We start from the raw sequence: 25,497 nt of genomic DNA on the forward strand, positions 1-25,497 counted from the left end.
GTCCTAGGCTGAGGTCATGGCCGACTCGACACCCCTTCCGGACACCGGATCCGCCTCTCTCGCGGACCGCGCCATCGAGCTCGCCAGGCGCTGGGTGATCGAGGCGGCGGCGGCCGATGTCGACCCGGCCGCCGAGCGGCTCGCCGGCGTGCTGCAGGATGCGAACGGCCTGCCGTTCACGCTCGGATTCGTCGACGGCGTCATGCGTCCGGAGAGCCTCAGCGCGGCCGCATCCCAGCTGCATCGGATCGCGCCGATCGTGCCCGACTTCCTGCCCTGGTATCTGCGCTCCGCGGTGCGGCTGGGCGGCGGGGTCGCCGAGCTCCTGCCGACACCCGTCGTGCCCATCGCCCGCCGGGTGCTGCGTGAGATGGTCGGCCACCTCGTCGTCGACGCCCGCCCTGCGAAGCTCGGTCCGGCGATCGCCCGGATCCGGGAGTCCGGCGCGCGGCTGAACCTCAATCTGCTCGGGGAGGCCGTGCTCGGGGATGCCGAGGCGCAGCGGCGCTTCGACGGCATCCACGAGCTGGTCCGCCGCCCCGACGTCGACTACGTGTCGGTCAAGGTGTCGGCGATCATGAGCCACATCTCGATGTGGGCGTTCGACGAGGTCGTCGACGCGGTGGTCGAGCGGCTGCTCCCGCTGTACCTGGCCGCGGCGTCCGACCGCACGTTCATCAACCTCGACATGGAGGAGTACCGCGACCTCGACCTGACCATCGCGGTGTTCACGCGCATCCTCGAGGACCCGCGCCTGGCCGGCCTCGAGGCGGGGATCGTGCTGCAGGCCTACCTGCCCGACGCCCTGCCGGCGCTGCAGGAGCTGACGGCGTGGGCGCGCGAACGAGTCGACCACGGCGGAGCCCCGATCAAGGTCAGGCTCGTCAAGGGTGCCAACCTCGCGATGGAACGCGTCGAGGCCCGGATGCACGGCTGGCCGCAGGCCCCGTACGACACGAAGGCCGAGACCGACGCGAACTATCTGCGGTGCCTCGACTGGGCGCTGCGGGCGGAGAACATCGAGGCGGTGCACCTCGGCATCGCCGGGCACAACCTGTTCGGCATCGCCTACGCATGGCTGCTCGCGGGGGAGCGCGGGCTGGTCGGTGGCGCTGGCGCTGGTGGCGCTGGTGCTGCCGGCGCTGCAGGCGCTGCTGCGCCCTCGCGCGGCACGGGCCAGCCGCCGATCGAGTTCGAGATGCTGCTCGGCATGGCGCAGGGACAGGTGCAGGCCGTCTCCCGCGAGGTCGGCGAGGTGCTGCTCTACGTCCCCGTCGTCCGGCCGGACGAGTTCGACGTCGCGATCAGCTACCTCGTGCGCCGACTCGAGGAGAACGCCTCGTCCGACAACTTCCTCTCGGCCGCGTTCCACCTCGCCGACGACGAGTCGCTCTTCCTCCGGGAGCGGGACCGCTTCCTCGACGCGCTCGAGCTGTCGACGTCTCCGACGCTGAGGGTCGGACCGCGCCGCGCGCAGGATCGCACGGCGCCCGTGCACGAATCGGTGCGCCCGGTGCCCGCGACTCCGGTCGCCGAAGAGGGCCTCACTCAGGCGGTGCTCGGCATCTCGCGCGGGTCGGACGACTCCGACGGGCCGTTCCTCGAGACGGCGGTGTACGCGCATCGCGAGCTCGAGGAGGAGACGGGCGGCGCCCCCGGCTTCGAGAACACGCCGGACAGCGACCCCTCCCTGCCCGCCAATCGCGACTGGGCGCGGGAGATCCACGCCCGCATCGCCGACTCGACACGGGGCGTCTCGACCATCGAGGCCGCCCGGATCGACGACGCCGCCGTGCTCGAGAGCACCCTCTCCGGTGTCCGGGACGCGGGCGCTCGGTGGGGCGCGCGCCCGGCGGTCGAGCGCGCCGAGGTCCTGCTGCGCGCCGCCGCGGCGCTCGAAGGCCGCCGCGCAGAGCTCATCGAGGTCGCCGCGTCCGAGACGGGCAAGGTCCTCGCCGAAGCCGACATCGAGGTCAGCGAGGCGGTCGACTTCGCCCGGTACTACGCCGCGAAGGCACGGGAGCTGGATGCCGTCGCCGGCGCCGCCTTCGAACCGGCCCGCGTGACCGTCGTCACCCCGCCGTGGAACTTCCCCCTCGCGATCCCCGCCGGAGGAGTGCTGGCCGCGCTCGCCGCAGGGTCGGGTGTCGTGTTCAAGCCGGCTCCGCAGTCGCGACGCTGCGCCGCCGTCATCGCCGAGGCGCTTTGGGAGGTCGGTGTGCCGCGCGACGTGCTCGCGCTGGTCGACATCGAGGAGGGCGACCTCGGTCGTGCCCTGATCAGCCACGAGGCGGTGGACCGCGTCATCCTCACCGGCTCCTGGGAGACGGCCGCGCTCTTCCGGTCGTGGCGGCCGGACCTGCCGCTGCTCGCCGAGACGAGCGGGAAGAACGCGATCATCGTGACCCCGTCGGCCGACCTCGACCTCGCGGTCGCCGATCTCGTGCGCAGCGCGTTCGGCCATGCGGGGCAGAAGTGCTCTGCCGCATCGCTCGCGATCCTCGTGGGACCGGTCGGCCGGTCGAAGAGGTTCGCCCGCCAGCTGGCGGATGCCACTCGTTCACTGCACGTCGGGTGGCCTACGGATCCGCTCGCCGAGGTCGGACCGGTGATCGAGCGTCCGCAGGGCAAGCTGGCCTGGGCGCTCACCGAGCTCGAGGGCGAGGAGCAGTGGCTCATCGAGCCGACGGTCTCGACCGACGACGACAGCGGGCGGCTGTGGCGACCCGGCATCCGCGTGGGCGTGCAGCCCGGTTCGCGATTCCACACCGAGGAGTTCTTCGGGCCGGTGCTCGGGGTCATGCACGCGCCGACGCTGGAGCGCGCGATCGAACTGCAGAACGCGGTCGCGTACGGGCTGACTGCCGGGCTGCACACCCAGAACCCCGCCGAGCTCGGCCTGTGGCTCGAGCGGGTGCAGGCGGGCAACCTGTACGTCAATCGCGGCATCACCGGTGCCATCGTGCAGCGGCAGCCGTTCGGGGGCTGGAAGCGCTCATCGGTGGGCCCCGGTGCGAAGGCCGGCGGCCCGAACTACCTGATCGGGCTCGGGTCGTGGCGGTCGAGCGGGTCGGGGCCCGTCTCCAGCACCCTGCACCTGCGCGGGCTGGACTCGCGCATCACCGAGTTGATCGAGTCCGCGCAGCCGTCGCTGGACTACGAGGCGTTCGAGTGGCTGCGCCGCTCGGCGCTGTCGGATGCGCTCGCCTGGGACCGCGAGTTCGGGCAGGTGCGCGACGTGTCGCACCTCGGCGTCGAGCGCAACCTGTTCCGCTATCGCCCGGTCGCCGTGGCGATCAGGGCCACAGCGGACGCCGGACGGCAGGAGCTGCTGCGAGTCGTCGTAGCCGCGGTGCGCGCCGGCGCCGGATTCGTGCTGTCGACCCCGGTCGGACTGCCCGCGGGCGTGCGGCGGGCACTCGGCGACCTCGGTGCCGTCGTGCACGTCGAGACCGATGACGAGTGGATCGAGCGGATGCGGCGGCGCGGACAGACCCCGGATGGCGCCCCGGCGGATGCCGCGGCGGAACCGCATCCGAGTCGCGTGCGTCTCGTGGGCCCGCGTGCGTCCGTCGCCGCGCTGCACAGCGCCCTCGCGGCGGCGGTCGACGGCGATCCCGACCTCGCGGTGTACGACGGCGAGGTGACCTCCGCGGGTCGCATCGAGCTGCTTCCGTTCGTGCACGAGCAGGCGATCGCGATCACGGCGCACCGCTACGGCAACCCCGACGACTGGAGCGCCTCCGTCATCTGACAGGTCGCGCTCCGCCATCTCTTCCGCTCTTCGCAGCCCCCTTCCGCCCATCCCGCTTTCGCCCATCCCGCCGACGACGGGGATGCCTCGTCCCTACAGGCCAGGGGCCCGGAATCCGGTTCGGATCGATCGCGGCCCGCTGTGCGGGGTCAATAGCGCATCCGAATGAGTCGATTCGGGTGCGGAAGTGGCCCCGCTTGCCGGGGGCGGATGCGGAAGCGGTCCCGCCAACCGGGGGCGGGTGCGGAAGTGGCCCCGACTGCCGGGGCGGAAGTGGCCCCGCCTCACAGGGGCTGCCCGCATCGCCAGGCGGGGTCAATAGCGCACCCGAACGAGTCGATTCGGATGCGGAAGTGGCCCCGGCTGGAAGAGGGGATGCGGAAGTGGACCCGCCCCCAGGGGCGGATGGGGGGCGGATGCGGAAGTGGCCCCGGCTGCGCGGGCGGCTGCCGGGGCGGATGCGGAAGTGGCCCCGCCTCACAGCGGCTGCCCCGCACCGCCAGGCGGGGCCAATAGCGCACCCGAACGAGTCGATTCGGATGCGGAAGTGGCCCCGCCAGCCGGGACGGATGCGGAATTGGCCCCGACTGCAGGGGCGGATGCGGAAGTGGCCCCGACTGCGGGGGCGGATGCGCGGGCGGATGCGGAAGTGGCCCCGGCCGACCGAGCACCAGAATCGTGTAAAGAATTCTTGACACGAGGGATGCCGCGAGCGTACTGTCGTGTCAAGAATCTTTTACACGGGAGGGCGTCATGGTCTACGAGGAGCGCAACGTCTGGACGGGTCTCGTCGTCAGCCTGATCGCGATCACGGCGTACGTCGTCGCGGTGCTGCAGCAGGCGGCGGGCCGACCGGTGACCGAGGTCGACTGGCCTCCGCTGATGCTGTGGATGATCGGCGGCGGCATCGTCGTCACCATCGCGATCAGCATCGCCTGGGGCCTGATCGCCGGCGCGCGCGACCCCGACGGCGTGGGGAAGTCCGACATTCGCGATCGCGACATCGGCCGCATGGGCAGCCGCGTCGAGCAGGCGTTCGTCGCCCTCGCGGGCACCGGGGTGATCCTGCTCTGCGCTCTGAACGCCGACGTCTTCTGGATCGCGCACACCATGTTCGCGGGCTTCGCGGTCGCCAGCATCGTGGGTGGGATCGCGCGGGTCGTCGCCTACCGGCGCGGACTCGTCTGATGGTCAAGCCGACACTCGTCTCCAACCGCATCCGCGCGCACCGGGAGGCCGCCGGATTCACCCAGGCCGAACTCGCCCGCCGCATCGGTGTGACGAGGCAGACGCTCATCGCGATCGAGCAGGAGAAGTACTCGCCGTCGCTCGAACTCGCATTCCAGATCGCCCGCGCATTCGGCGTCGGGCTCGACGACCTGTTCCAGTACCCGGAACCCCGCACGACGGAGGTGTGACATGACCGAGACGACGACGACCCCGATGATGCCGGCATGGCGCCGAGAGACCTATGGACCCGCCGACGGGTTCCGACTCGAGCAGATCCCCGTGCCGGTGCCGCGCCGCGGCGAAGTGGTGCTTCGGGTCGAGGCCACCTCCCTCAACGCGGGGGACGTGCGGCTCATGCTCGGCGATCCGCTGCTGGTGCGGCCGATCTACGGCCTTACCAAGCCGAAGCATCCGGTGCGCGGGATGGAGGTCGTCGGCACCGTCGTCGCCGTCGGGCCGCAGGCGATCGGCGCGGAGCTCGGAGAGCGGGTCGTCGGCGAACTCGTCGGTGGGGGCGGCCTCGCCTCGCATGTCGCGGTGCCGGCGTCGCGGCTGGTGCCGATCCGTCCGGACGTCACCGCCGAGGCCGCGGCCTGTCTGCCCGTCGCCGGTGGCACGGCGTGGCAGGCGCTCGACCTCGCCGGCATCGGCATCCGCTCCGACCGCCGCTCCGACCGCCGCTCGGACCGCTCCCCGGATCGTGTTCCGGATCGCCGTTCGGACGGCACTCCCGGGCATCGCTCGGGCACTGCGTCCGCCGGCGCTGTCCGGGATGCCGCGCGCGTCCAGCGGGTACTGATCCTCGGGGCCTCCGGTGGCGTCGGCACGTTCGCCGTGCAGCTCGCCGCGCTGCGAGGAGCGGAGGTGTGGGCGACGTGCGGTGAACGCAATGCGCGTCTCGTCGAGCACCTCGGCGCCGTGCGCACGCTCGATCATCGTCGCTCTCCGCTCGCCGAGCTCCCGGCCGCCCACTTCGATGCCGTGATCGACATCGCGGGCGGCGTGGGGCTGCGTGAGCTGCAGAATCTCGTGGCGCCCGGCGGCACGGTGGTGCTGGTGACCGGGGACGGCGGTCCGGTTCTCGGGCCGATCCCGCGGATGCTGAAAGCAGCACTGCTCTCGATCGGATCGAGCCGTCGCATCCGCCCATGCGCAGCCAGTCCGCGCCCCGAGATCCTCGCCAAGCTCCTCGAACTCGTCTCCGAAGGACGCCTCACGCCCGTCATCGAGCGGGAGTACCCGTTCGAGGAGGGGGCCGCCGCCCTCGCGCACGTCGAGGCGGGGCACACGGTGGGCAAGGTGGTCGTGCGAGGAGCCTGAGCGAGAAGCGTCCGCGCTCTGGCGGCGTTCAGGGGCGGATGACAGAATAGATGCTGGCGTGCCCGAGTCGCATCTTCCCCGGGCGCCGACTCTGACCGAGCGGCGCGGGTCGAAGGACCGCCGGGCCCCTGGACAGCGTCCGCCGCATCCGTTCGAGGAGCCCCATGTCTGTCGAAACCACTGCGTCGACGTCCGAGACCGCCACTCCGGTCCGCACCGCACACCACCGTCACTACCTGATGTGCAAGCCGTCGCACTTCACGGTGAACTACTCGATCAACCCGTGGATGGAGCCGGCCAAGCCGACCGACACGGCCAGGGCCGTCGAGCAGTGGCAGAAGCTGCACGACCTCTACCTCGAGCTCGGCCACGAGGTCGAGCTCATCGAGCCGCTCGCCGGATACCCCGACATGGTCTACACCGCCAACGGCGGATTCCTGATCGACAACCGCGCCTACGTGCCGAAGTTCCGCTTCGTCGAACGTCAGGGTGAGGCTCCGGCCTTCGCCGACTGGTTCCGCGCCGCCGGCTACGACACCGTCATCCCCGAAGAGGTCAACGAGGGCGAGGGCGACTTCCTGCTCGTCGGCGACGTGATCCTCGCCGGCACCGGCTTCCGCTCGACCGGCGACAGCCACCGCGAGGTGGGCGAGGTCTTCGGCCGCGAGGTCGTGTCGCTCAACCTCGTCGACCCGCGCTTCTACCACCTCGACACCGCGATCGCCGTGCTCGATCCGGTGCAGGGCACGGAGAACGGCGGCCCGAGCGCGCGAACATCGCGTACCTCCCCGGAGCGTTCGACGACGAGAGCCGCGCGATCCTCGAAGAGCGCTTCCCCGACGCGATCCTCGTGTCCGACGAAGACGGCTCCGTGTTCGGTCTCAACTCCGCGAGCGACGGCTACAACGTCATCATCTCGCCGCGGGCGAAGGGCTTCGAGACGCAGCTGCGCGAGCGCGGCTACAACCCGATCATGATCGACCTGTCCGAGCTGCTGCTCGGCGGCGGCGGCATCAAGTGCTGCACGCTCGAGCTGCGCGGTCAGGCATGACCGCCGTCGAGCCCGGCGTCGCGGCAGAGGTCGCGGCCGAGCCGCACGTCGCGCACAACTACCACCCGCTGCCGGTCAACATCGCCCGCGGCGAGGGTGCCTGGGTGACGGATGTCGAGGGCAAGCGCTACCTCGACCTGCTCGCCGCCTACTCGGCGGTGAACTTCGGCCACCGGCATCCGGCTCTCGTGGCAGCCCTGACCGAGCAGCTCGGTCGGGTCACCCTCACCAGCCGCGCGTTCATGAGCGACCGCCTCGAGCCGTTCGCGGCCGCGCTCGCCGCGCTCGCCGGCAAGGAGATGGTCCTGCCGATGAACACCGGCGCCGAAGCGGTCGAGACGGGCATCAAGGTCGCCCGTGCCTGGGGCTACCGCGTCAAGGGCATCGCCGACGGGCGGGCGCGCATCATCGTCGCCGCCGGCAACTTCCACGGCCGCACGACCACCATCGTCAGCTTCAGTGACGACGAGGAGGCGCGGGCCGACTTCGGACCGTACACGCCCGGATTCGACACCGTGCCCTACGGGGATGCGGATGCCGTCGCCGCGGCCATCACCGACGACACCGCGGCCGTCCTCATCGAGCCCATCCAGGGCGAGGGTGGAGTGGTGATCCCGCCCGAGGGCTATCTCCGCCGCATCCGCGAGATCTGCGACGAGAAGAACGTGCTGTTCATCGCCGACGAGATCCAGTCGGGTCTCGGCCGCGTGGGCGAGACCTTCGCCTGCGACCGGGAGGGCGTCGTGCCCGACCTGTACCTGCTCGGCAAGGCGCTCGGCGGCGGCATCCTTCCCGTCTCCGCCGTCGTCGGCGATGCCGACGTGCTGGGAGTCATCCGCCCCGGCGAGCACGGCTCGACGTTCGGCGGCAACCCGCTCGCCGCAGCCGTCGGGCTGCGCGTGGTCGAGATGCTCGAGTCGGGCGAGTTCCAGGAGCGCGCCCGCGCTCTGGGTGCCCACCTCGGCGCTGCGCTCGAGCCGCTGATCGGCCACGGCGTCACCGAGGTGCGCATCGCCGGGTTGTGGGCGGGCGTCGACATCGACCCCGCCAGGGGCACGGGTCGCGAGATCGCCGAGAAGCTCCTCGATCGCGGCGTGCTCGTCAAGGACACGCACGGGCAGACCATCCGCATCGCCCCGCCGCTCGTGATCCGAGCGACGGAGCTGGACTGGGCCGTCGAGCAGCTGAAGCTGGTGCTCGGGGCCTAGTCCGCGTCCTGTCGAACCCCGTCGGCCCTCGCTCAGGCGGGGGTGTCGTTCGGGTCGAGGGTGCGCAGGGTGTCCTGCTCGACCTCGTTGTCGGCCTCGAGCTGGTCCTCGGTGTTCTCGTCGCCACCGAGGGCCGCATCGCGGTCGGGGCTCGCGTTGCCCTGGATGGCGCCACGCGGCGATTCGCCGTGCGAGCTGTCACCCTGGATCGCGCCGCCCTGGGCCGCCCCCTGAGCGTTCTCCTCCTGGGCGTCGCCCTGGATCGCACCGCGAGCGGCGTCTCCGTGCGAGCTGTCGCCCTGGATGGCACCGCCCTGCGTCGAGCCCTGGGCGTTGCCGTCGAGCTCGTCGGGCCGGCGTCCGGCATCCGCAGACGACTGTCCGGCATCCGCGGACGACTGTCCGTCCGGAGCGGTGTTGTGCTCGGGGATCTGCTCGGGGAGCCCTCGGCGGGCTGCTCGGGGTGCGGGGTGCGTCCTGTGTTCTGGTCCATGTCGCGACGGTACGTCCGGTCCTGTCGACCGGGGAGGGCATTGACAAACCCCGTGGGCCCGGTCAGGACCGGTTCAGTCCCGGGGTGCCGTGCGGATCGGCGAGGTCGCGGCGGCTTCGTCGCTGAACTCCACCGGGTCTGCCTTCTCGCGCAACTGGTCGCGATCCACGATGCTGAGCGGCCGGGTCTCGTCGAGCGTCATCAGGAACCGGCTCCCCTCGGAGCGATGCAGGCGCCCCGAGGTGAACACCCAGATCGCTCCGATCGCACAGGCCACGAAGCCGGCGGTGCCGCCCAGCATGATCGCGCTGCGCGGACCGAACGTGTCGGCCACCCACCCGGCGATCGGGGCGCCGATCGGGGTCGAGCCCATGATCACGGCCATGTAGAGCGCCAGCACGCGCCCGCGCAGCGCCGGGGCGGTCGTCATCTGCACGTAGCCGTTCGCCGTGGTCAGGAGCGTCACGATCGTGAACCCGGTGAACGTCAGCGTCACCGCGTAGGAGATGTAGGTCGGCATCGCCGCCGACACGAAGGCGGCCACGCCGAAGCCGCCGGCCGCGAAGATCACGACGCGCACCCTGGCACGGTCACGACGGGCGGCGAGCAGCGCCCCGGCCAGCGAGCCGATCGCGAGCACCGAGCTCAGTACGCCGTATCCGTCGGCGCCCGCCCCGAACTCCAGCGCCATGGTCGAGGCGAAGATCGGGAAGTTCATGCCGAACGCGCCGATGAGGAACACCGTCACGAACACCACTCGCAGGTCGCTGCGACCCCAGACGTAGCGGAATCCCTCGGCGAGACCGCCAGGACGACGGTTCTTGAGCCGTGGTGCGAGCTGGCCGGTGCGCAGCATCAGCAGGGCGACGAGCATGGCAAGGAATGTCACGGCGTTCGCGATGAACACCCAGCCCGACCCGATCGCGACGATCAGCAGGCCACCGACGGCCGGGCCGATCATGCGGGCCAGGTTGAAGGAGGCCGAGTTGAGGGCGACGGCGTTCGAGGTGTCGCCGGCCGACACCATGTCGGAGACGAAAGCCTGGCGAGCGGGGGCGTCGAAGGCGTTCACGACGCCGAAGGCCGCGGCGAACCCGAACATCATCGGCAGCGTCATGACGTCGTTCAGCAGCAGCACGCCCACGGCGATCGCGAGCATCAGCAGCGCGGTCTGGGTCGCCAGCAGGATGCGCCGCCGCTCGAAGCGGTCGGCCACCCAGCCGGTCACGCTCACCAGCACGAGCGGCGGACCGAACTGCAGCGCCATGGTGAACCCCATGGCTGCGGCGTCGTTGTCGGTGAGTTCGGTGAGGACGACCCAGTCCTGGGCGGTCGCCTGCATCCATCCGCCGATGTTCGACACCAGCGCTCCGGCGAACCAGATGCGGTAGTTGATGTTCGCGAACGAACGGAACATCGCGCTCATCGGTCGACCACCTTCCGCATCAGGGCGCTCGCCGCACGCAGCGTCGCCAATTCGTCCTCCGTGAAGTCCAGCTCGCCGAGCATGTCGGCCAGCAGCTCGTCGCGGCGCCGGATGGTCTGCGCGACGATCTCGGTGCCGGACTCCGTGATGTCGACCTGCACGCGGCGGCGGTCTTCGGCATCCGGCGTGCGGATCACGTACCCCTGCTCCTCGAGGCCGTTGATCATGTTGGTCATCGACGGTGCGGTGACGCGCTCGCGTTCGGCGAGCGAGGTGATCGTGCGCTGCCCGTGCATGCGCAGCGTCGCCAGCACCGCCAGCTGCGCATCGCTCATGGCGTCGACGGCGCGGACGGATCGAAGGCGCCGTGCGAGCCGGAACGTCGCCATGCGCAGGTCTGTCGCGGTGAGGTGGAGGGATTCATCGGTCGCAGACATTACTTAGACAGTCTAAGCAATTTCGATCGAGATCGGAAGTCGCAGCGGTCGAGTCCTCCGCGCTCAGGCCAGAATGGTCGGATGACCCGAACCCCCGCCATCGAGATCGCAGTCCAGGACCCCGCAGGCGTCCGCATCGCCGGAGCCGTGGGCGCCGCTCGCGTCGAACTGGCTCAGGCCCTGCCGCTCGGCGGGCTCACGCCGTCGCCGGCGACGGTCGAGCTCGCCGTCGAGGCCGCCCGCTCGGTGGGCGTCAAGGTGCACGTGCTGATCCGCCCGCGCGCCGGCGGTTTCCACTACGACGCCGATGAGATCGCGGTGACCGAGCGCGACGTCCGTCGCGCGATCGAGGCCGGCGCCGACGGCGTCGTGATCGGGGCGCTGGATGCCGACGGCGCCCTCGACCTCGCGGCGATGGCCCGACTCCGCGACGCCGCGGGGGAGCATCCGTCACGCTGCACCGTGCCATCGACGTCACCGCGGATCCGGTCGCGACACTGCGCGCGGCCCGCGACCTCGGACTCCGCCGCGTGCTCACCTCCGGGGGCGCGTCGGTCGCGATCGAGGGCATCGAGACCCTCCGAGCGCTCGTCGTCGAGGCCGGGGGCGCGATCGAGGTCATGGCGGGGAGCGGAGTGGATGCGGCCAGCGCGGCGGCTCTGGCAGCAGCCGGCGTCGACGCGCTGCACTTCTCCGCCAAGCGCACCGTGCACGAGCACGGCGGCGTGCGGATGGGGTCCGCCTCCGACGGCGTCGGCGGGTACGAGGTCACCGATCTGGAGATCGCCCGAGGCATCGTCGCCGCCGTCTCGGTCTGACGGGCGGCGCCTTGCGTCAGTAGGGTGGGGGCGTGACGGATACGCGCGAGTTCACGGATGCCCACGGCATCGCCATCGTCTACGACGTGCACCAGGCGGCGGGTGAGGCCAGGGGAGTCGTGCAGCTGCTGCACGGGGTCGGCGAGCATGCCGGCCGTTACGGCGCTCTGATCGCCGCCCTCACCGAGGCCGGCTTCTGGGTGTACGCCGACGACCACCGGGGACACGGGCGCACCGGCATCCGTCAGCACGGAGGCCCCGCGAAGCTCGGCCGGCTCGGAAAGGGCGGTCTGCGGGCGGCCGAGGCCGCGATCTGGCAGCTCACCGGGATCATCAAGGACGAGCATCCGGACCTTCCGCTCGTGCTGCTCGGCCATTCGTGGGGGTCGTTCCTCGCGCAGATGCTCGTCAACGACCACCCGGACGCCTGGGACGCGGTCATCCTCTCGGGCTCGGCGCTGCGGACGCCGGGGACCCTGAACGCCGCCCCACTGAACGCCCGCTGGGCCGCCGCGGATGCGACCGGCTACGAGTGGCTCAGCCGCGACCCCGAGGTGGGGACCGCCTTCGGCGACGACCCGCTCACCACCGACGTCCCGCTGCTGAAGCTGTTCGGTCCGATCGAGGCCGCCAAGCTGTACGGGCGGCCCCGCAAGGACCTCGGCCGCGACATCCCGCTGCTGCTTCTCGTCGGTCGCGACGACCCGGTCGGCGGACCACGCAGCGTGCACATGCTCGCCGACGAGTACCGGCGCAGGTCCGGTTTCACCGACGTCACGACGCTGGTCTACCCCGATGCACGCCACGAGATCTTCAACGAGCTGCAGCAGGCCGAGGTCAGGGCCGACCTGCTGTCGTGGCTGGACGCGCGCATACCGGCTCGCTGAGCCAGGACCCTCCTCGGCGTCCGCGTGTTACGCGCGATGAAGGTGCGTTACAGCGGGTGAATCCGCGTGACGGCGCGCGAGCGCGAGGCCCCGGCGGCGGCATAGATTCGCGGCGAGAGGGAGGTGCGCCGTGGGTTTCGTGGACGAGTGGCGTGCATGGCATGCATCGCGGGAGCGATACGCCGGGGCCGAGTACGGACCCGCCGCCCTCGAGTCCACGAACTGGCTCATCACCGAACCCGCCGCCGTCGACGGCGTCTCGGGCCTCTGGGCGCTGACCGGAGACGGCGGCATCCGCGGCACGGACCTCGGCGCGACCGGCTCGGTGGTCACCCTGCGTGGCAGAGAGACGCTTCGGATCGGCCGCCGGGAACTGCGCGTGTTCGATCGACGGGGAGAGCTGGCACTGCGGGTGTTCAACCCGCGCCGCCTGGAGCGGGAGCGCTTCAGCGCGATCGACGCGTATCCGCCCAGGGAGGGGTGGCGGATCTCCGCGCGTTTCGAGGCGACGCCCGGCGAGACCGTCGCGATCATCACGATCGACGGACGGACCCACGAGACGGAGCTCGCCGGGCGGCTGCACTTCACCCTCGACGGTGCCGCCTTGGCGCTGGCCGTGACGCGCTCCGAGCAGGGCGGGCTGAGCGCGGTCTTCGGCGACGGGACGAACGGCACCGAGACCTATCGGTTCCGCTTCCTTCCCATCGAAGAGCCGGCCGCCGACGGCTCAGCGGTCATCGACTTCAACCGCGCCTATCTGCCGCCGTGCGCCTTCTCCGACCAGTTCGTCTGCCCGCTGCCGCCCACCGGGAATCGCTACTCGGCGCCGATCAGGGCCGGGGAGCGGGCCGTCGTGCTCGGGCGCTGACGGCCTCGATCCGCGCCGCGGCGGCGGTCGCGCCTTAAGCTGTAACCGTGCACGGTGAATACAAGGTCCCCGGAGGAAAGCTCGTCGTCGTCGACCTCGAGGTCGAGGACGGCAGGATCGCGCGATTCCACCTCGCCGGCGACTTCTTCCTCGAGCCGGATACGGCGCTCGCCGACATCGATGCAGCCGTCACGGGTCTGCCGGTGGAGTCGGATGCCACGGCGATCGCCGCTGCCGTGCGCGGCGCCCTGCCCGAAGGCGCCCAGCTGCTCGGCTTCACGCCGGAGGCGGTCGGCACCGCGGTGCGCCGGGCTCTCGTCACGGCTCCTGGGTGGGGCGACTTCGACTGGGAGATCGTGCACGAGAAGGCGGTCTCGCCGCGCATGAACCTCGCGCTCGACGAGGTGCTCACCTCGCGGGTGGGCGAAGGGCGCCGCCGCCCGACCCTGCGCATCTGGGAGTGGGACCAGTCGGCCGTCGTCATCGGATCCTTCCAGTCGTACCGCAACGAGGTCGACCCCGAGGGGGCGGCGCGCCACGGATTCGACGTCGTCCGACGCATCTCCGGCGGGGGAGCGATGCTCATGGCCGCGGGGCAGATCATCACGTACTCGCTGTACGTACCGGCATCCCTCGTGCAGGGGATGACGTTCGCCGACTCCTACGCCTTCCTCGACGACTGGGTGCTGCAGGCGCTGCGCTCGCTCGGGATCGACGCGATCTACCAGCCCCTCAACGACATCGCCAGCTCGTCGGGCAAGATCGGCGGGGCGGCGCAGAAGCGCCTCGCGAACGGCGGAGTGCTGCATCACGCGACCCTGTCGTACGACATCGACGGCCAGATGATGACCGAGGTGCTGCGCATCGGGCGCGAGAAGCTCAGCGACAAGGGCACGACCTCCGCCGCGAAGCGCGTCGACCCGCTGCGCAGTCAGACCGGGCTCGCCAGGGCTGAGATCATCGAGCGCTTCAAGGACACGTTCCGCTCGCTGACCTCGGCGGAGGACGGGTCGATCAGCGCCGAGGAGTACGCCGACGCCGAAGCGCTGGTGGAGTCGAAGTTCGCCACCGACGCGTGGCTGCACAGGGTTCCGTGACCGACAGCTCCGAGCCCGTCGCCCGGGGAGCCGTCTCGATCATCCAGGGCGACAATCTCGCGGTTGCCGCGACCCTGCCCTCGGCCTCCTTCACCCTCGTGTACCTGGATCCGCCCTTCAACACCGGCCGGGTGCAGGAACGCCGGGTGGTCACCGCCCGCCGCTCGTTCACAACTCAGCACGAATCCGACGCGGCGGGAGTGGCGCTCCCGGAATCGCAGGGTTCCGATGCGGCGGTCCCGCCGACCGTGCTGAGTCCTGAACCGGCCGCGACGCCGACCGAGGTGCGGCACGGGTTCCACGGCCACGCTTACGAGCGCGTGCGCGGGATGCTGCGCACCTACGACGACCGTTTCGACGACTACGGGGCCTTCCTGATGCCGCGGCTCGAGGAGGCCTGGCGCCTGCTCGCCGACGACGGCACCCTCTATCTGCACTTGGACTACCGCGAGGCGCACTACGCGAAGGTGATGCTCGATGCCGTGTTCGGCCGCGACTGCTTCCTGAACGAGCTGATCTGGGCCTACGACTACGGGGCGAAGTCGCGGCGCCGGTGGCCGACCAAGCACGACACGATCCTCGTCTACGTGAAGAATCCGCGGGAGTACGTGTTCAACTCCGACGACATCGACCGCGAGCCGTACATGGCTCCTGGGCTCGTGACCGCCGAGAAGGCCGCCCGAGGGAAGCTGCCCACCGACGTCTGGTGGCACACGATCGTGCCGACGACCGGGCGGGAGAAGACCGGATACCCGACGCAGAAGCCAGAGGGGATCCTGCGCCGCATCGTCCGGGCGTCCAGCCGGCCCGGCGACCGGGTGCTCGACCTCTTCGCCGGCAGCGGCACGACCGGCGCCGTCGCCTCGGCGCTCGGGCGGGAGGCCGTGCTCGTCGACGACAACCCCGAGGCGGTGCGCGTCATGACCGAGCGGATGCCGCACGCCGAGGTCACGCACGGCGGGGCGTAGCTCCGGGCGCTCAGCCCACCCGGTAGGCGCGGTAGCGCACGGCATCCGCCTGGCGCTGGGCCGCCGAGAGGAACAGGGCCCGCTGCAGGTGGGCGAGTGCCGGCGCTGCCGTCTCGATCTGCACGGTCGTGCGGAAGTAGTAGGAGCCGGGGTCGACGTCCTCCCCTCGTCGCAGCTGCTCGAGCACATCGGGCGTTCCGGTGCGCAGCCCCTTCGCGTGCAGCAGCAGCAGGTCGCCACCTGCGGTCCGCGCCGAGTAGCGGCCGTCGATCTCGATCGTCCCGTCCGGCCGCACGATCTGCCAGTCGGCGCCACCGGGGAGGATCTCGGCCTCGACGGCGCCCGTGACGTGTCCACCGAGGATCGGCACGACGCGGCGGTGGCCGACGCTCGTGCTGCCGTGGTCTTCGAGCGGACCCAGGTCGACGGTGACGTCGAAGGCGAACTCGAGGCCGGGGACGGGCAGTGCGTCGTGCGCGGTCATCGGGTCTCCTCCCGGTCGGCGGTGCTCGCGCCGGTCGTCTCGGTCGCCCGCGGATCCGCGCCGCCGAGCACGTCGCAGAGCCGTTCCAGTGCAGGGACGGCGGCGGCGAGGGCGGCCCGCTCATCCTCTCCAAGCCGCGCGGTCGCCTCTGCGACGAGGGCGGAGTTCGCCGCGTCAAACCGGTCGAACAGGTCGAGCGCCCTGGCTGATGCGCGCACGACGATGCGTCGACCGTCGGAGGCGGCAGGGGTGCGCTCGACGAGGCCCTCGCTCTCCATCGCACCGAGCAGGTTGCTGACGGTCGGTCGGCTCAGCCGCAGACGGCTCGCGATCTCGGCCGGACCTCGCGACGTCCCTCGTGGCAGGGCGCGGATCACGTCGATCTGCGAGTCCGACAGCTCGGGCAGGCGGGCCTCGGCCCGCGTCGCGGCGAGCAGCGCACGCCGGAGGGGAGAGATGACGGCGGCGAGTCGCGCGGCGTCGAGGTCGCCGCTCATCGGGCGACCGCCGAGGGAGGGGTGAGCGAGGGGCGCTCGTTGAGCACCTCGGGCAGGAATCCCGCAGCCGTCTTGTAGTCGGCGGCGATCTGCACCCGCTCGGCGTACGGGATGACCTCGTCGATGTCGGCGAAGCCCTGCGGTGCGCGTTCCCTGGCGAGCTGCATCACGCGCTCGGGACCCGTCGCGCGGGTGCCGGCGAGCAGAGCCGTCATCGCGGGACGGCGAGCCTGCTCGTATGCGGCGAGTCCCGCATCGATGCTCTCGGACGTCGCCAGGTGGAAGGCGAGGGTGCGGGCATCGATGATCGCCTGAGAGCCGCCGTTGGACCCGTTCGGATACATCGCGTGCGCGGCGTCGCCGAGCAGCGTCGTGCGGCCGAACGTCCACTGCGGGAGGGCGTCGCGGTCGACCATGGGGTACTCGAGGATCTCGTCCGCGGCGGCGATCGCGGCGGGGACGTCGAGCCAGTCGAAGCGCCACTCGTCGAACATCTCGGCGATCGGCCCGGGGTCGACGGCGCGGTTCCAATCGGCCTCGCCGGTGCCGCCGACGCGGCGCTCGGCGATGAAGTTCACCGGCATCCGACCGTCGGCGTCCGCTGGTGCAAGCGGGTACGCGACGAACTTCTGCTCGCCGTCGCCGGCCATGATCATGGTGCGCCTGTCGAGGAACGTCGGGATCCGGGTCACCCCGCGCCACAGGGTGAGGCCGCTCCACGGTGGTGCGCCCTCGGCGGGGTAGCGCAGCGCCCGCATCGCGGAGTGGATGCCGTCAGCGCCGATGATCACGTCGGCCGTGGCCTCGATCGGGCCGGCGTCGGTCGCGAACCGGGCGGTCTCGGTGCCGTCGACGTTCGTCGTGACCCCCGTGAGTCGATGTCCGAGTCGGATGGGCTCGGCAAGACGGGCCTCGGCGAGGTCGCGCAGCGCGAGCTGGAGGCGTCCGCGGTGCACCGACAGCTGGGGCCAGCGGTATCCCGCGTCGCGTCCGCGCGGCTCGCTCCAGATCGGCTGCCCGAACCGGTTGTAGTAGGCGAGCGTGCGCGGCTCGACCCCCAGCTCGGCGATGGCGTCGGCGACTCCGAGCTCGGTGAGCTCACGCAGCGCGTGCGGCAGCAGGTTGATGCCGACGCCGAGCCCACGGATCGCGGCGCTGCGCTCGTACACCGTGACGTCGCGCAGCCCGGCCTCGTGCAGACTGATCGCGGCTGCGAGCCCGCCGATCCCCGCACCGATGATGATGATCTTCATTGATCGCTCCCTGTGCGCGGCTCAGGTGAGCCGCTGCTGAATATAGTTTTGTCACAAAACCATATTCAGCGCAAGAGGCGATCGCCTCCGTCCCCGGCGGCGGCCTGTCAGCGGGCGGCCGCAGTGCGCGCAGCTTCGATGATCACGTCGACGCCCAGGAGGAAGAGCTCGCGGTCCTGCAGCTCGGACAGCAGCGTGCTGTTCTCTGCGATCAGGGGGAACTGGCGTGGATCGGCGAGCAGCGGCGAGTCGATCCAGGGGCTGTCCTCGTCGTCGCTGCGGCGATCGGCTCGCGCCCGTGCGATCCCCGCCGCCCCGGCGAGCACATGAGAGGCGAGCAGAGCGTAGTGGCGCACCAGCTCCTGACCGCGCAGTCCTGCCCGGTGGAACGCGTCGAGCATCAGCTCGATCGCCGCGAGCTCGCCGGGACCGTGCGTGGTCAGGCTCGTCGCCTCGGCGCCGATCGCCGGATACCGCGTGAACGATGCGAGGGTCGCCTCGCTGAGCATCCGCAGGCGACCGGCCCAGTCCTCGGCGGGGAGATCGACGCGAGCAGCGGCCTGCCCGTTGAGCTCGTCGAGGAGCGCGCTCATCAGTGCGTCCTTGCTCGCGAAGTGACGATAGATCGCGGTGGGGTCCGCTCCGAGGTGCGTGCCGAGCTCCCGCACCGAGATGGATGCCACGCCGGTCTCGGCGAGCTCCATCCCGGCGTCGATGATCGACGCCCTGTCGAGCCGCACGCGAGTGGATGCCTTGTTCGCCATCGTGTCTCCGGTCTTCCTTGATCCATCGTGCCATGCGCCCGCACAGGTCCGCTCGCTTCGCAACGGATTCGCATCGCCAATGACAACAGTGTTGACAGCATAGATGACCGCGGATACGTTTAGCGCATTCCAGCAGCATCGACGATGAGGGAAGGTCCACTATGGCGAGCGAGTTCGTCTTCTACGGAGGTCTCGTGTTCACCGGCAGCGGGGCACCGCTCGAGGCCCACGCAGTAGTCGTGAGGGACGGCCGCATCGCGGCCGTTCTCCCGGAAACGGAACTCGACCTCGAGGCGTTCCCCGACGCGAACCGCATCCACCTCGACGGCGCGCTGCTCAGTCCCGGCTTCCAGGACGCGCACATCCATCCGGTGGGCGGGGGCATCGAGCTGCTGCAGTGCAACCTCTCGGATGCGGAGAGCGCCGACGAGGCGGTCGAGCTCATCCGCTCCTACGCTCAGGCGAATCCGGAGCAGGAATGGATCCTCGGCGGCGGCTGGAGCATGGACCACTTCCCCGGAGGCAACCCGCCGCGCGGGCTCCTCGACGAGGCGACGGGTGGGCGCCCGGTGCTCCTGCAGAGCCGGGACCACCACAGCACCTGGGCGAGCACGGCGGCGATCGAGCGCGCCGGCATCTCGGCGGAGACGCCGGATCCCGACGACGGACGGATCGTCCGCGAGGCGGACGGCTTCCCGGCCGGCACCTTCCACGAAGGCGCGGGGGACCTGTTCGCGTCCGTGCGCCCCGCGACCTCCCCCGACCTCGCCTACCAGGGGCTCCTGCGTGCCCAGGAGGAACTCATCGCCCTCGGCATCACGGGCTGGCAGGACGCCATGGTCGGTGCGGACTCCGGGGGCATCTCCGATCCTCTGGCCGCCTACGAACGTGCCGCAGCCGACGGACGACTGCTCGTGCACGTCGTCGGCGCCCAGTGGTGGCTGCGTGACGGCGGCATCGAGCAGGTGGCGCGCATGACCGAACGCCGCGAGCAGGCCGCCGCCGCGCATCCCGACCGTCGGATCGACCTGGGCACCACCAAGATCATGGTCGACGGGGTCGCAGAGAACCAGACGGCGGCGATGCTCACGCCCTACCGTGATGCCTCCGGCCACGACACCTGCAACCACGGCCTGAGCTTCATCGATCCCGCGATGCTCCGCGAGTACGTGACGGCACTGGATGCCGCGGGCCAGCAGGTGCACATGCACGCGCTCGGCGACCGCGCCGTGCGAGAGGCCCTCGACGCCCTGCAGGTCGCACGAGACGAGAACGGCGACACCGACGGTCGCCACCATCTCGCCCATCTGCAGGTCGTGGCGCCGGACGACACCGCTCGCTTCGCGCCGCTCGGAGCGATCGCCAACATCCAGGCGCTCTGGGCGACGCACGAGGATCAACTCGACGACCTGACCCTGCCCTTCCTGCAGGACGGACAGGTCGACCGTCAGTACCCGTTCGGCGACCTCGTGCGCGCCCGCGCTCGTCTGGCCGCCGGCAGCGACTGGCCCGTATCGACCGCTGACCCGCTCGCCGCCATCCACGTCGCCGTGAACCGCGCGTATCCGGGATCCGAGCGACCGCCGCTCGGCGGTGCACATCAGCGGATCGACCTCGAGACCGCGTTCGCCGCCTACACCTCGGGATCCGCGTACGTGAACCGACGGGACGACGACACGGGCAGCATCCGCGAGGGGTACCTCGCCAACCTCGTCGTGATCGAACCGAACCCGTTCCGCCTGCCGATCGACGAGCTGCATCGGGCGCGCGTGACCTCGACGTGGATCGAGGGACGCCGCGTCCACACGGCGGAGCCCGCCACCGCATCCGCCACGGCATCCGTCACCACCGCGTCCGACACCCACCGCACGGAGTCCCGATGAACCGCACGTCGCTGTCCCGTCCCCTCGCCCGTCGCGGTGCCGCCGTGCTCGTCGGCGTCCTCGCGGTCGCCGCGCTCACCGCCTGCGGACCGGCCGCCACCGGCGGTGCCGGATCGGAGGAGCCGATCGACTGGAAGCTGACCGAGACGACCGCGGCCCCGAGCGGTGACATCGACTCGTTCACCTTCGCGACCTACGCCGAGCCCTACTCGCTCGACTACGCGTACGCGTTCGACTACGCCGACAACTCGATCCTCGCCAACACCTGCGAGTCGCTGCTGCGGCTCAACCCCGACTACTCGCTGAGCGCCGGTCTCGCCGAGTCGTTCGACCACCCCACGCCCGACACCTGGGTGTACACGATCCGCGAGGGCGTCACCTTCCACGACGGCACTCCGCTGACGGCGGCTGACGCGGTGGCGTCGATGAACCGGCACCTCGACCCCGCGGTCGGATCGTTCTGGTACTCCGTCTACCAGAACGTGAAGACGATCGAGCAGACCGGCGATCGAGAGGTGACGGTCACCATGACCGGACCGGATTCGCAGTTCAACCTCGGCATGGGCGGCTCCGCCGGTGTCATCGAGTCGGCGGCGACCCTGGCCGAGAAGGGCGACGAGTACGGCAACTCGACCGGCGGCGTGAACTGCACCGGCCCGTTCGAGCTGACCTCGTGGGAGTCCGGGGAGTCGATCACGATGACCCGCTACGACGACTACTGGGACGAAGACCTCACGGCGCACTCCGGCGAGGTCCGGTTCGTCTTCATGACCGACCCCACCGCGCGCATCAACGCCCTGAAGTCCGGGAGTGTGGACGGCTCGTGGATGGTGCCGATGGAGGCCGTCTCCTCGCTGCGGGATGCGGGCAAGGGAGACGTGCTCTTCGGCACGAGCACGGCGGTGGGCAACATCGTCGTGAGCAACCTCGATGGACCTCTGGGTGATGTCCGCGTACGCAGAGCGCTGCTGCTCGCGATGGACCGCGACGGCATCCTGCAGGCCGCCTACCGGGGCGTCGGCGAGACGACCGACGTGATGACCACCGAGTCGGTCTGGCAGGACGCCGATGAGTCCGCGCGCACGGCGGCCTTCGACGACGTCACCTCGTACGAGCAGAACGTGGAGGAGGCGAAGGCGCTCATCGCCGAGGCGGGGGCGGAAGGGGCCGAGCTGACCTATGTCACGGCTCCGATCAGCAACGACTTCTCCGTCATCTCGCAGGCGACGGTGGCAGCCGCCCAGTCGATCGGCCTGAAGGTGAACGTCGAGACCGTCACCCCGAACGCGTACACCGCGCTGTTCTCGGATCCCACCGCCCGAGAAGGCGTCGACCTGTTCTACACCAGCTGGTACCTCTCGAGTCCGGATGCCCTGGAGATGTACTCGGTGCTGCGCACCGGAGACTTCAGCAACTACGGCGGCTGGTCGAACCCCGAGTTCGACGCGATCCTGCAGGAGGCCGTCGCGATCGACGACCCAGCCGCCCGCAGCGAGCTCACCGCCCAGGCGCAGCGGATCGCGAACGCGGAACTGCCGTGGCTGCCGCTGTACGAGGCGCCGATCTCGCTGTACCTCGGCGAGAGGATCACCGGCGTCCAGCCGTCGATCGCCTTCATGTACTACCCCTGGGCCGCCACGATCGGTGCCCGGTGACAGCCGCTCGACGCGTCGCGGGAAAGCTCGGCGGACTGCTGCTGACGCTGTTCCTGGCGTCGCTGCTCGTGTTCTTCTCGCGCTTCCTGGTGCCGGGCGATCCGGTGAGCTTCCTGCTCCGCGGCCGCAAGCCGAGCCAGGAGGCGGTGGCGCAGGTGACCGTGCAGTACGGGCTGGATCTGCCTCCGTGGGAGCAGTACCTCCGCTGGGTGCTCGGGCTTCTGCAGGGGGATCTCGGGCGGTCGCTGCAGTACCGGCAGGACGTCACCGTGGTGATCGGGGACAGGCTCCCCGTCACCCTCCTGCTCGTCACGATGGCCGGCGCGATCGTGCTGGCCGCCGGCGTCGCGCTCGGGGCCGTCGCCGCGCTGAACCGCGGCAGGGCGCTCGACAGGTTCGTGCTGATCGGCCTCACGGTGCTGGGCGCGATCCCCTCGTTCGTCGGGGCGATCGTGCTCATCGCACTGTTCTCCGTGCAGTTGGGCTGGTTCCCCTCGTTCGGCTCCGGCGACGGCTTCGTCGACATGGTCTACCACCTGATCCTGCCGTCGATCGCTCTGGCGCTCGTGTTCATCGTCCTCGTGGGCAAGGTGACCAGGTCGGCGATGGTCGATCAGCTGAGCCGCGAGCACGTCGAGGTGTCGACGAGTCGGGGCGTGCGCCGGTCGGTCGTCGTGCGTCGGCACGTGCTGCGCAACGCCCTCGGCCCGATCCTCACCGTGAGCGGCGTGCTCGTCGCCGGACTCATCGTCGCGAGCTCGATCGTCGAGGCGGCGTTCGGGCTGTCGGGGATCGGATCGCTCCTCGTGCAGTCCGTGGACCGGCTCGACTTCCCCGTCGTGCAGGCGATCGTCCTTCTCGTCGTGTGCGCGTTCGTCGTCATGAACGCGATCGTCGACGTCCTCGAACCCTGGATCGACCCGCGATCCGCCGCAGGAGCTGGTGCCCGATGACCTCCTCGACTCCCACCCTCGCGATGCGGGTGCTGCGCGCGCCCCGTCGGCGCCGGCCGCGCATCCTCTATCTGGCCAGTCTCGTCGTGCTCGGCGCGATCGTCCTGGCGGCGATCTTCGCGCCCTTCGTGGCTCCGTACGACCCGGATGCCGTGGACTTCACGTCCTTCCTCGCCCCGCCGTCCGCGGCCCACTGGCTCGGCACCGACTCGCTCGGCCGTGACCTGCTGAGCCGCCTCATCTTCGGCGGGCGCACCGCGCTCATCGGTCCGCTGCTCGTCGTCGTCTTCTCCACCGTCATCGGCATCCTGCTGGGGCTGTGGGCGGGGTGGCGCGGAGGCTGGATCGATGCCGCGCTCAGCCGGATCTTCGACGTGCTCTTCGCCTTCCCCTCGCTGCTGATCGCGATCATGGCGGTCGCACTGTTCGGCAAGGGGCTGGTCGCCCCGGTCATCGCCATGAGCATCGCCTACGCGCCGTTCGTCGCACGACTCACGAGGTCGCTCGTCACCGCGGAGCGGGCGCGGCCGTATGTCTCGGCCTACCGGGTGCAGGGTTTCGGCGGCGGCTGGATCGCGCTGCGGCGCGTGCTGCCGAACGTCACGCCGATCGTCGGTGCGCAGTCGACCCTGAACTTCGGGTACGTGCTCGCCGAACTCGCAGGCCTGTCGTTCCTCGGCCTAGGGGTGCAGGCGCCGACCGCCGACTGGGGCGCGATGATCAACGAGGCGCAGTCGGGGGTCGCGGCAGGTCACTTCCTGCCGGCGATCGCCCCGGCGGTCGCGGTCGTGATCGTCGTCGTGTGCGTGAACATCGTCGGTGAGGAACTCTCCGACCGAATCGGCGGAGGGATCCCCGCATGACCGCTCTTCTCGACATCCGGGACCTGACGCTCGACCTTGCGGACGGCACCCGGCTGCTGCACGGCATCTCCCTGCAGGTCGCACCGGGAGAGACGGTGGGACTCGTCGGGGAATCCGGATCCGGAAAATCGCTCACGGCCCGTGCTGTGCTGGGGCTGCTGCCGGATCGGGCCATCGTCGGCGGCGTCGTCGAGGTGAACGGCCGGTCTCCACTGGCGGGCGCTGCGGGGCGGCAGGAGATCCGCCGCCACGAGGCCGCCATGGTGTTCCAGGATCCCCGCGCGGGCATCAACCCCATGCGGACGATCGGCGATCACGTCACCGAGGCGCTGCGGCTCTGTGAGGGCTGGGCGAAGGATGCGGCACGAGCTCGTGCGATCGAGCTGCTGACCTCCGTCCGGCTGCCCGCCCCCGGGGAGCATCTGTCGCAGCACCCGCATGAGCTGTCCGGAGGCATGCTGCAGCGCGTCATGATCGCCGGCGCTCTGAGCGCCTCGCCGGGCCTGCTCGTGTGCGACGAGCCGACGACGGCACTCGACGTCACGACACAGGCCGGGATCGTCCAGGTGCTGCGCGATCTCTGCGAGCAGAGCGGGATGGGGATGCTGTTCATCACCCATGACCTCACCCTCGCGGGTTCGCTCTGCGACCGGCTCGTCGTCATGAAGGACGGAGCCGTCGTCGAGCAGGGAACGGCCAGAGAGGTGCTCGTGGCTCCGACCGCGGAGTACACGCGACGGCTGGTCGATGCCACCCCGCGCATCTCGGGAGACCTCGCATCGCCGGACGTGGGGTCGGCATCCGGGTCCCAGCTCGTCGTCGCGGGGGTCGGCAAGATCTATCGGCGGCGCGGGGCGGAACCCGTCTCCGCGGTGGTCGACGCCGATCTGGTCATCCCGCGGGGCGGCTCCGTCGCGGTCGTGGGCGAGTCGGGATCGGGCAAGTCGACCCTTGCGAGGATGATCGTCGGACTCGAGGCGCCCGATGGAGGGACCATCACGATCGGCGGCCGATCGATGTCGGGCATCCCGCGCACACGCGCCGAGCGGCTCCAGCGCGCGAAGAGCGTGCAGATGGTCTTCCAGGACCCGTATCTCTCACTCGACCCCCGGATCCCGGTCGGTCGCGCGATCGAGGACGTGCTGAGACTGCACAGCGGCCGCTCCGGGAGCGCGGCCGCCGAGCGGGTGCTCGAACTCATCACGGCGGTGGGCCTGGGCGCTGAGCATCTGACGGCTCGTCCGCGCACCCTGTCCGGCGGTCAGCGTCAGCGCGTCGCGATCGCCAGGGCGCTGGCCGTCGAGCCGGAGCTGCTCGTCATGGACGAGGCCACGAGTGCGCTCGACGTCTCGGTGCAGGCGCAGGTGCTCGACCTCGTCGCCCGCATCCGCCGGGAGCAGGGACTCACCGTGCTGTTCATCAGCCACGATCTGGCGGTCGTACGGCGGGTCTGCGCCGACACGATCGTGATGCGCCGCGGAGAGATCGTCGAAGCGGGGCCGACCGAGCAGCTGCTGAACGATCCACAGCACGAGTACACCCGTCTGCTGATCGACTCGGTGCCCGTTCCGATCGCCTGAACAGCGTC

At 70.7% G+C, this 25,497-nt stretch carries 20 protein-coding genes, 2 pseudogenes and 1 CRISPR repeat array; of the genes and pseudogenes, 16 read left to right on the forward strand and 6 right to left on the reverse strand.

Annotated features, from left to right (window positions below):
- Positions 1-16 precede the first annotated feature (16 nt).
- From BLW44_RS03780 to rocD, 6 genes and pseudogenes are all read left to right on the forward strand, one after another.
- Positions 17-3,754, forward strand: coding sequence for a proline dehydrogenase family protein (locus BLW44_RS03780; protein WP_074731581.1), 3,738 nt, complete (start codon positions 17-19; stop codon positions 3,752-3,754).
- 342 nt (positions 3,755-4,096) lie between these two features.
- Positions 4,097-4,416: a CRISPR direct-repeat array (repeat unit 24 nt; unit sequence CGGATGCGGAAGTGGCCCCGGCTG).
- Between the two features lie 91 nt (positions 4,417-4,507).
- Positions 4,508-4,942, forward strand: a complete 435-nt coding sequence (locus tag BLW44_RS03785) for a hypothetical protein (RefSeq protein ID WP_060928684.1) — start codon at positions 4,508-4,510, stop codon at positions 4,940-4,942.
- Complete coding sequence (locus tag BLW44_RS03790) at positions 4,942-5,172, forward strand: helix-turn-helix transcriptional regulator (RefSeq protein ID WP_060928683.1); 231 nt, start codon at positions 4,942-4,944, stop codon at positions 5,170-5,172. Before BLW44_RS03785 ends, BLW44_RS03790 begins: the two co-directional genes overlap by 1 nt.
- A gap of 1 nt (position 5,173) precedes the next feature.
- The gene (locus BLW44_RS18065) at positions 5,174-6,304 is read left to right on the forward strand and encodes an NAD(P)-dependent alcohol dehydrogenase (protein WP_060928682.1); all 1,131 of its coding nucleotides are present in this window, start codon (positions 5,174-5,176) and stop codon (positions 6,302-6,304) included.
- A 164-nt stretch (positions 6,305-6,468) separates the two neighbouring features.
- Positions 6,469-7,355, forward strand: a pseudogene (gene ddaH / locus BLW44_RS03805) (dimethylargininase).
- On the forward strand, positions 7,352-8,563 hold the full coding sequence (gene rocD / locus BLW44_RS03810; RefSeq protein WP_060928680.1) for an ornithine--oxo-acid transaminase: 1,212 nt from the start codon (positions 7,352-7,354) through the stop codon (positions 8,561-8,563). The pseudogene ddaH and the gene rocD overlap by 4 nt, the downstream one beginning before the upstream one ends.
- 566 nt (positions 8,564-9,129) lie before the next feature.
- On the opposite strand, the gene BLW44_RS03820 is transcribed toward rocD, so the two are convergent.
- Positions 9,130-10,473: an MFS transporter gene (locus BLW44_RS03820; RefSeq protein WP_082724659.1), complete on the reverse strand. Its 1,344-nt coding sequence runs from the start codon at positions 10,471-10,473 to the stop codon at positions 9,130-9,132.
- Positions 10,474-10,478: 5 nt separating this feature from the next.
- Positions 10,479-10,919, reverse strand: coding sequence for a MarR family winged helix-turn-helix transcriptional regulator (locus BLW44_RS03825; protein WP_060928678.1), 441 nt, complete (start codon positions 10,917-10,919; stop codon positions 10,479-10,481).
- 81 nt (positions 10,920-11,000) lie between these two features.
- Here BLW44_RS03825 and BLW44_RS03830 point away from each other — a divergent pair.
- From BLW44_RS03830 to BLW44_RS03850, 5 genes and pseudogenes are all read left to right on the forward strand, one after another.
- Positions 11,001-11,737, forward strand: a pseudogene (locus BLW44_RS03830) (copper homeostasis protein CutC).
- A gap of 32 nt (positions 11,738-11,769) precedes the next feature.
- Positions 11,770-12,624 (forward strand): alpha/beta fold hydrolase, encoded by an 855-nt coding sequence (locus BLW44_RS03835; RefSeq protein ID WP_060928399.1) that lies wholly within the window; start codon positions 11,770-11,772, stop codon positions 12,622-12,624.
- A 130-nt stretch (positions 12,625-12,754) separates the two neighbouring features.
- Positions 12,755-13,492 carry a DUF1684 domain-containing protein gene (locus BLW44_RS03840; protein WP_060928400.1) on the forward strand — a complete coding sequence of 246 codons (738 nt, stop codon included), beginning with the start codon at positions 12,755-12,757 and terminating at the stop codon, positions 13,490-13,492.
- Between the two features lie 47 nt (positions 13,493-13,539).
- Positions 13,540-14,589 carry a lipoate-protein ligase LplAB gene (locus BLW44_RS03845; protein WP_060928401.1) on the forward strand — a complete coding sequence of 350 codons (1,050 nt, stop codon included), beginning with the start codon at positions 13,540-13,542 and terminating at the stop codon, positions 14,587-14,589.
- Positions 14,586-15,557 carry a DNA-methyltransferase gene (locus BLW44_RS03850; protein WP_060928415.1) on the forward strand — a complete coding sequence of 324 codons (972 nt, stop codon included), beginning with the start codon at positions 14,586-14,588 and terminating at the stop codon, positions 15,555-15,557. The genes BLW44_RS03845 and BLW44_RS03850 overlap by 4 nt, the downstream gene beginning before the upstream one ends.
- A 10-nt stretch (positions 15,558-15,567) precedes the next feature.
- Here the strand turns inward: BLW44_RS03850 and BLW44_RS03855 are convergent, their stop codons facing one another.
- The 4 genes from BLW44_RS03855 to BLW44_RS03870 form a co-directional block, all read right to left on the reverse strand.
- Positions 15,568-16,041 carry a DUF3237 domain-containing protein gene (locus tag BLW44_RS03855; RefSeq protein WP_060928402.1) on the reverse strand — a complete coding sequence of 158 codons (474 nt, stop codon included), beginning with the start codon at positions 16,039-16,041 and terminating at the stop codon, positions 15,568-15,570.
- Positions 16,038-16,538 carry a MarR family winged helix-turn-helix transcriptional regulator gene (locus tag BLW44_RS03860; RefSeq protein WP_060928403.1) on the reverse strand — a complete coding sequence of 167 codons (501 nt, stop codon included), beginning with the start codon at positions 16,536-16,538 and terminating at the stop codon, positions 16,038-16,040. The genes BLW44_RS03855 and BLW44_RS03860 overlap by 4 nt, the downstream gene beginning before the upstream one ends.
- Positions 16,535-17,791, reverse strand: coding sequence for a flavin-dependent oxidoreductase (locus BLW44_RS03865; protein ID WP_060928404.1), 1,257 nt, complete (start codon positions 17,789-17,791; stop codon positions 16,535-16,537). The genes BLW44_RS03860 and BLW44_RS03865 overlap by 4 nt, the downstream gene beginning before the upstream one ends.
- A 107-nt stretch (positions 17,792-17,898) precedes the next feature.
- Entirely contained in the window at positions 17,899-18,555 is a 657-nt protein-coding gene (locus BLW44_RS03870) for a TetR/AcrR family transcriptional regulator (protein WP_060928405.1), read from the reverse strand.
- Positions 18,556-18,716: 161 nt separating this feature from the next.
- On the opposite strand from BLW44_RS03870, the gene BLW44_RS03875 reads away from it, so the two are divergent.
- Genes BLW44_RS03875 through BLW44_RS03895 form a run of 5 tightly spaced genes read left to right on the forward strand, consistent with a single transcriptional unit; the run spans position 18,717 to position 25,489 of the window.
- The gene (locus BLW44_RS03875; RefSeq protein ID WP_074731583.1) at positions 18,717-20,438 is read left to right on the forward strand and encodes an amidohydrolase; all 1,722 of its coding nucleotides are present in this window, start codon (positions 18,717-18,719) and stop codon (positions 20,436-20,438) included.
- A complete protein-coding gene (locus tag BLW44_RS03880; protein WP_060928406.1) occupies positions 20,435-22,093 on the forward strand; it encodes an ABC transporter substrate-binding protein in 1,659 nt (552 codons plus the stop codon). The genes BLW44_RS03875 and BLW44_RS03880 overlap by 4 nt, the downstream gene beginning before the upstream one ends.
- On the forward strand, positions 22,090-23,046 hold the full coding sequence (locus BLW44_RS03885; RefSeq protein WP_060928407.1) for an ABC transporter permease: 957 nt from the start codon (positions 22,090-22,092) through the stop codon (positions 23,044-23,046). The genes BLW44_RS03880 and BLW44_RS03885 overlap by 4 nt, the downstream gene beginning before the upstream one ends.
- The gene (locus BLW44_RS03890; RefSeq protein WP_060928408.1) at positions 23,043-23,909 is read left to right on the forward strand and encodes an ABC transporter permease; all 867 of its coding nucleotides are present in this window, start codon (positions 23,043-23,045) and stop codon (positions 23,907-23,909) included. Before BLW44_RS03885 ends, BLW44_RS03890 begins: the two co-directional genes overlap by 4 nt.
- The gene (locus tag BLW44_RS03895) at positions 23,906-25,489 is read left to right on the forward strand and encodes an ABC transporter ATP-binding protein (RefSeq protein WP_060928409.1); all 1,584 of its coding nucleotides are present in this window, start codon (positions 23,906-23,908) and stop codon (positions 25,487-25,489) included. The genes BLW44_RS03890 and BLW44_RS03895 overlap by 4 nt, the downstream gene beginning before the upstream one ends.
- The last annotated feature ends 8 nt before the right edge of the window (positions 25,490-25,497 follow it).

Source organism: Microbacterium hydrocarbonoxydans (assembly GCF_900105205.1).
Lineage (GTDB): Bacteria > Actinomycetota > Actinomycetes > Actinomycetales > Microbacteriaceae > Microbacterium > Microbacterium hydrocarbonoxydans.

Excerpts from the sequence above, each read along its gene's own strand:
- BLW44_RS03880 (WP_060928406.1), top strand. The coding sequence starts at position 20,435 with ATGAACCGCACGTCGCTGTCCCGTCCCCTCGCCCGTCGCGGTGCCGCC.
- BLW44_RS03875 (WP_074731583.1), top strand. The coding sequence starts at position 18,717 with ATGGCGAGCGAGTTCGTCTTCTACGGAGGTCTCGTGTTCACCGGCAGC.
- BLW44_RS03865 (WP_060928404.1), bottom strand. The coding sequence starts at position 17,791 with ATGAAGATCATCATCATCGGTGCGGGGATCGGCGGGCTCGCAGCCGCG.
- BLW44_RS03890 (WP_060928408.1), top strand. The coding sequence starts at position 23,043 with ATGACCTCCTCGACTCCCACCCTCGCGATGCGGGTGCTGCGCGCGCCC.
- BLW44_RS03785 (WP_060928684.1), top strand. The coding sequence starts at position 4,508 with ATGGTCTACGAGGAGCGCAACGTCTGGACGGGTCTCGTCGTCAGCCTG.
- BLW44_RS03895 (WP_060928409.1), top strand. The coding sequence starts at position 23,906 with ATGACCGCTCTTCTCGACATCCGGGACCTGACGCTCGACCTTGCGGAC.
- BLW44_RS18065 (WP_060928682.1), top strand. The coding sequence starts at position 5,174 with ATGACCGAGACGACGACGACCCCGATGATGCCGGCATGGCGCCGAGAG.
- rocD (WP_060928680.1), top strand. The coding sequence starts at position 7,352 with ATGACCGCCGTCGAGCCCGGCGTCGCGGCAGAGGTCGCGGCCGAGCCG.
- BLW44_RS03790 (WP_060928683.1), top strand. The coding sequence starts at position 4,942 with ATGGTCAAGCCGACACTCGTCTCCAACCGCATCCGCGCGCACCGGGAG.
- BLW44_RS03820 (WP_082724659.1), bottom strand. The coding sequence starts at position 10,473 with ATGTTCCGTTCGTTCGCGAACATCAACTACCGCATCTGGTTCGCCGGA.
- BLW44_RS03780 (WP_074731581.1), top strand. The coding sequence starts at position 17 with ATGGCCGACTCGACACCCCTTCCGGACACCGGATCCGCCTCTCTCGCG.
- BLW44_RS03825 (WP_060928678.1), bottom strand. The coding sequence starts at position 10,919 with ATGTCTGCGACCGATGAATCCCTCCACCTCACCGCGACAGACCTGCGC.
- BLW44_RS03855 (WP_060928402.1), bottom strand. The coding sequence starts at position 16,041 with ATGACCGCGCACGACGCACTGCCCGTCCCCGGCCTCGAGTTCGCCTTC.
- BLW44_RS03860 (WP_060928403.1), bottom strand. The coding sequence starts at position 16,538 with ATGAGCGGCGACCTCGACGCCGCGCGACTCGCCGCCGTCATCTCTCCC.
- BLW44_RS03870 (WP_060928405.1), bottom strand. The coding sequence starts at position 18,555 with ATGGCGAACAAGGCATCCACTCGCGTGCGGCTCGACAGGGCGTCGATC.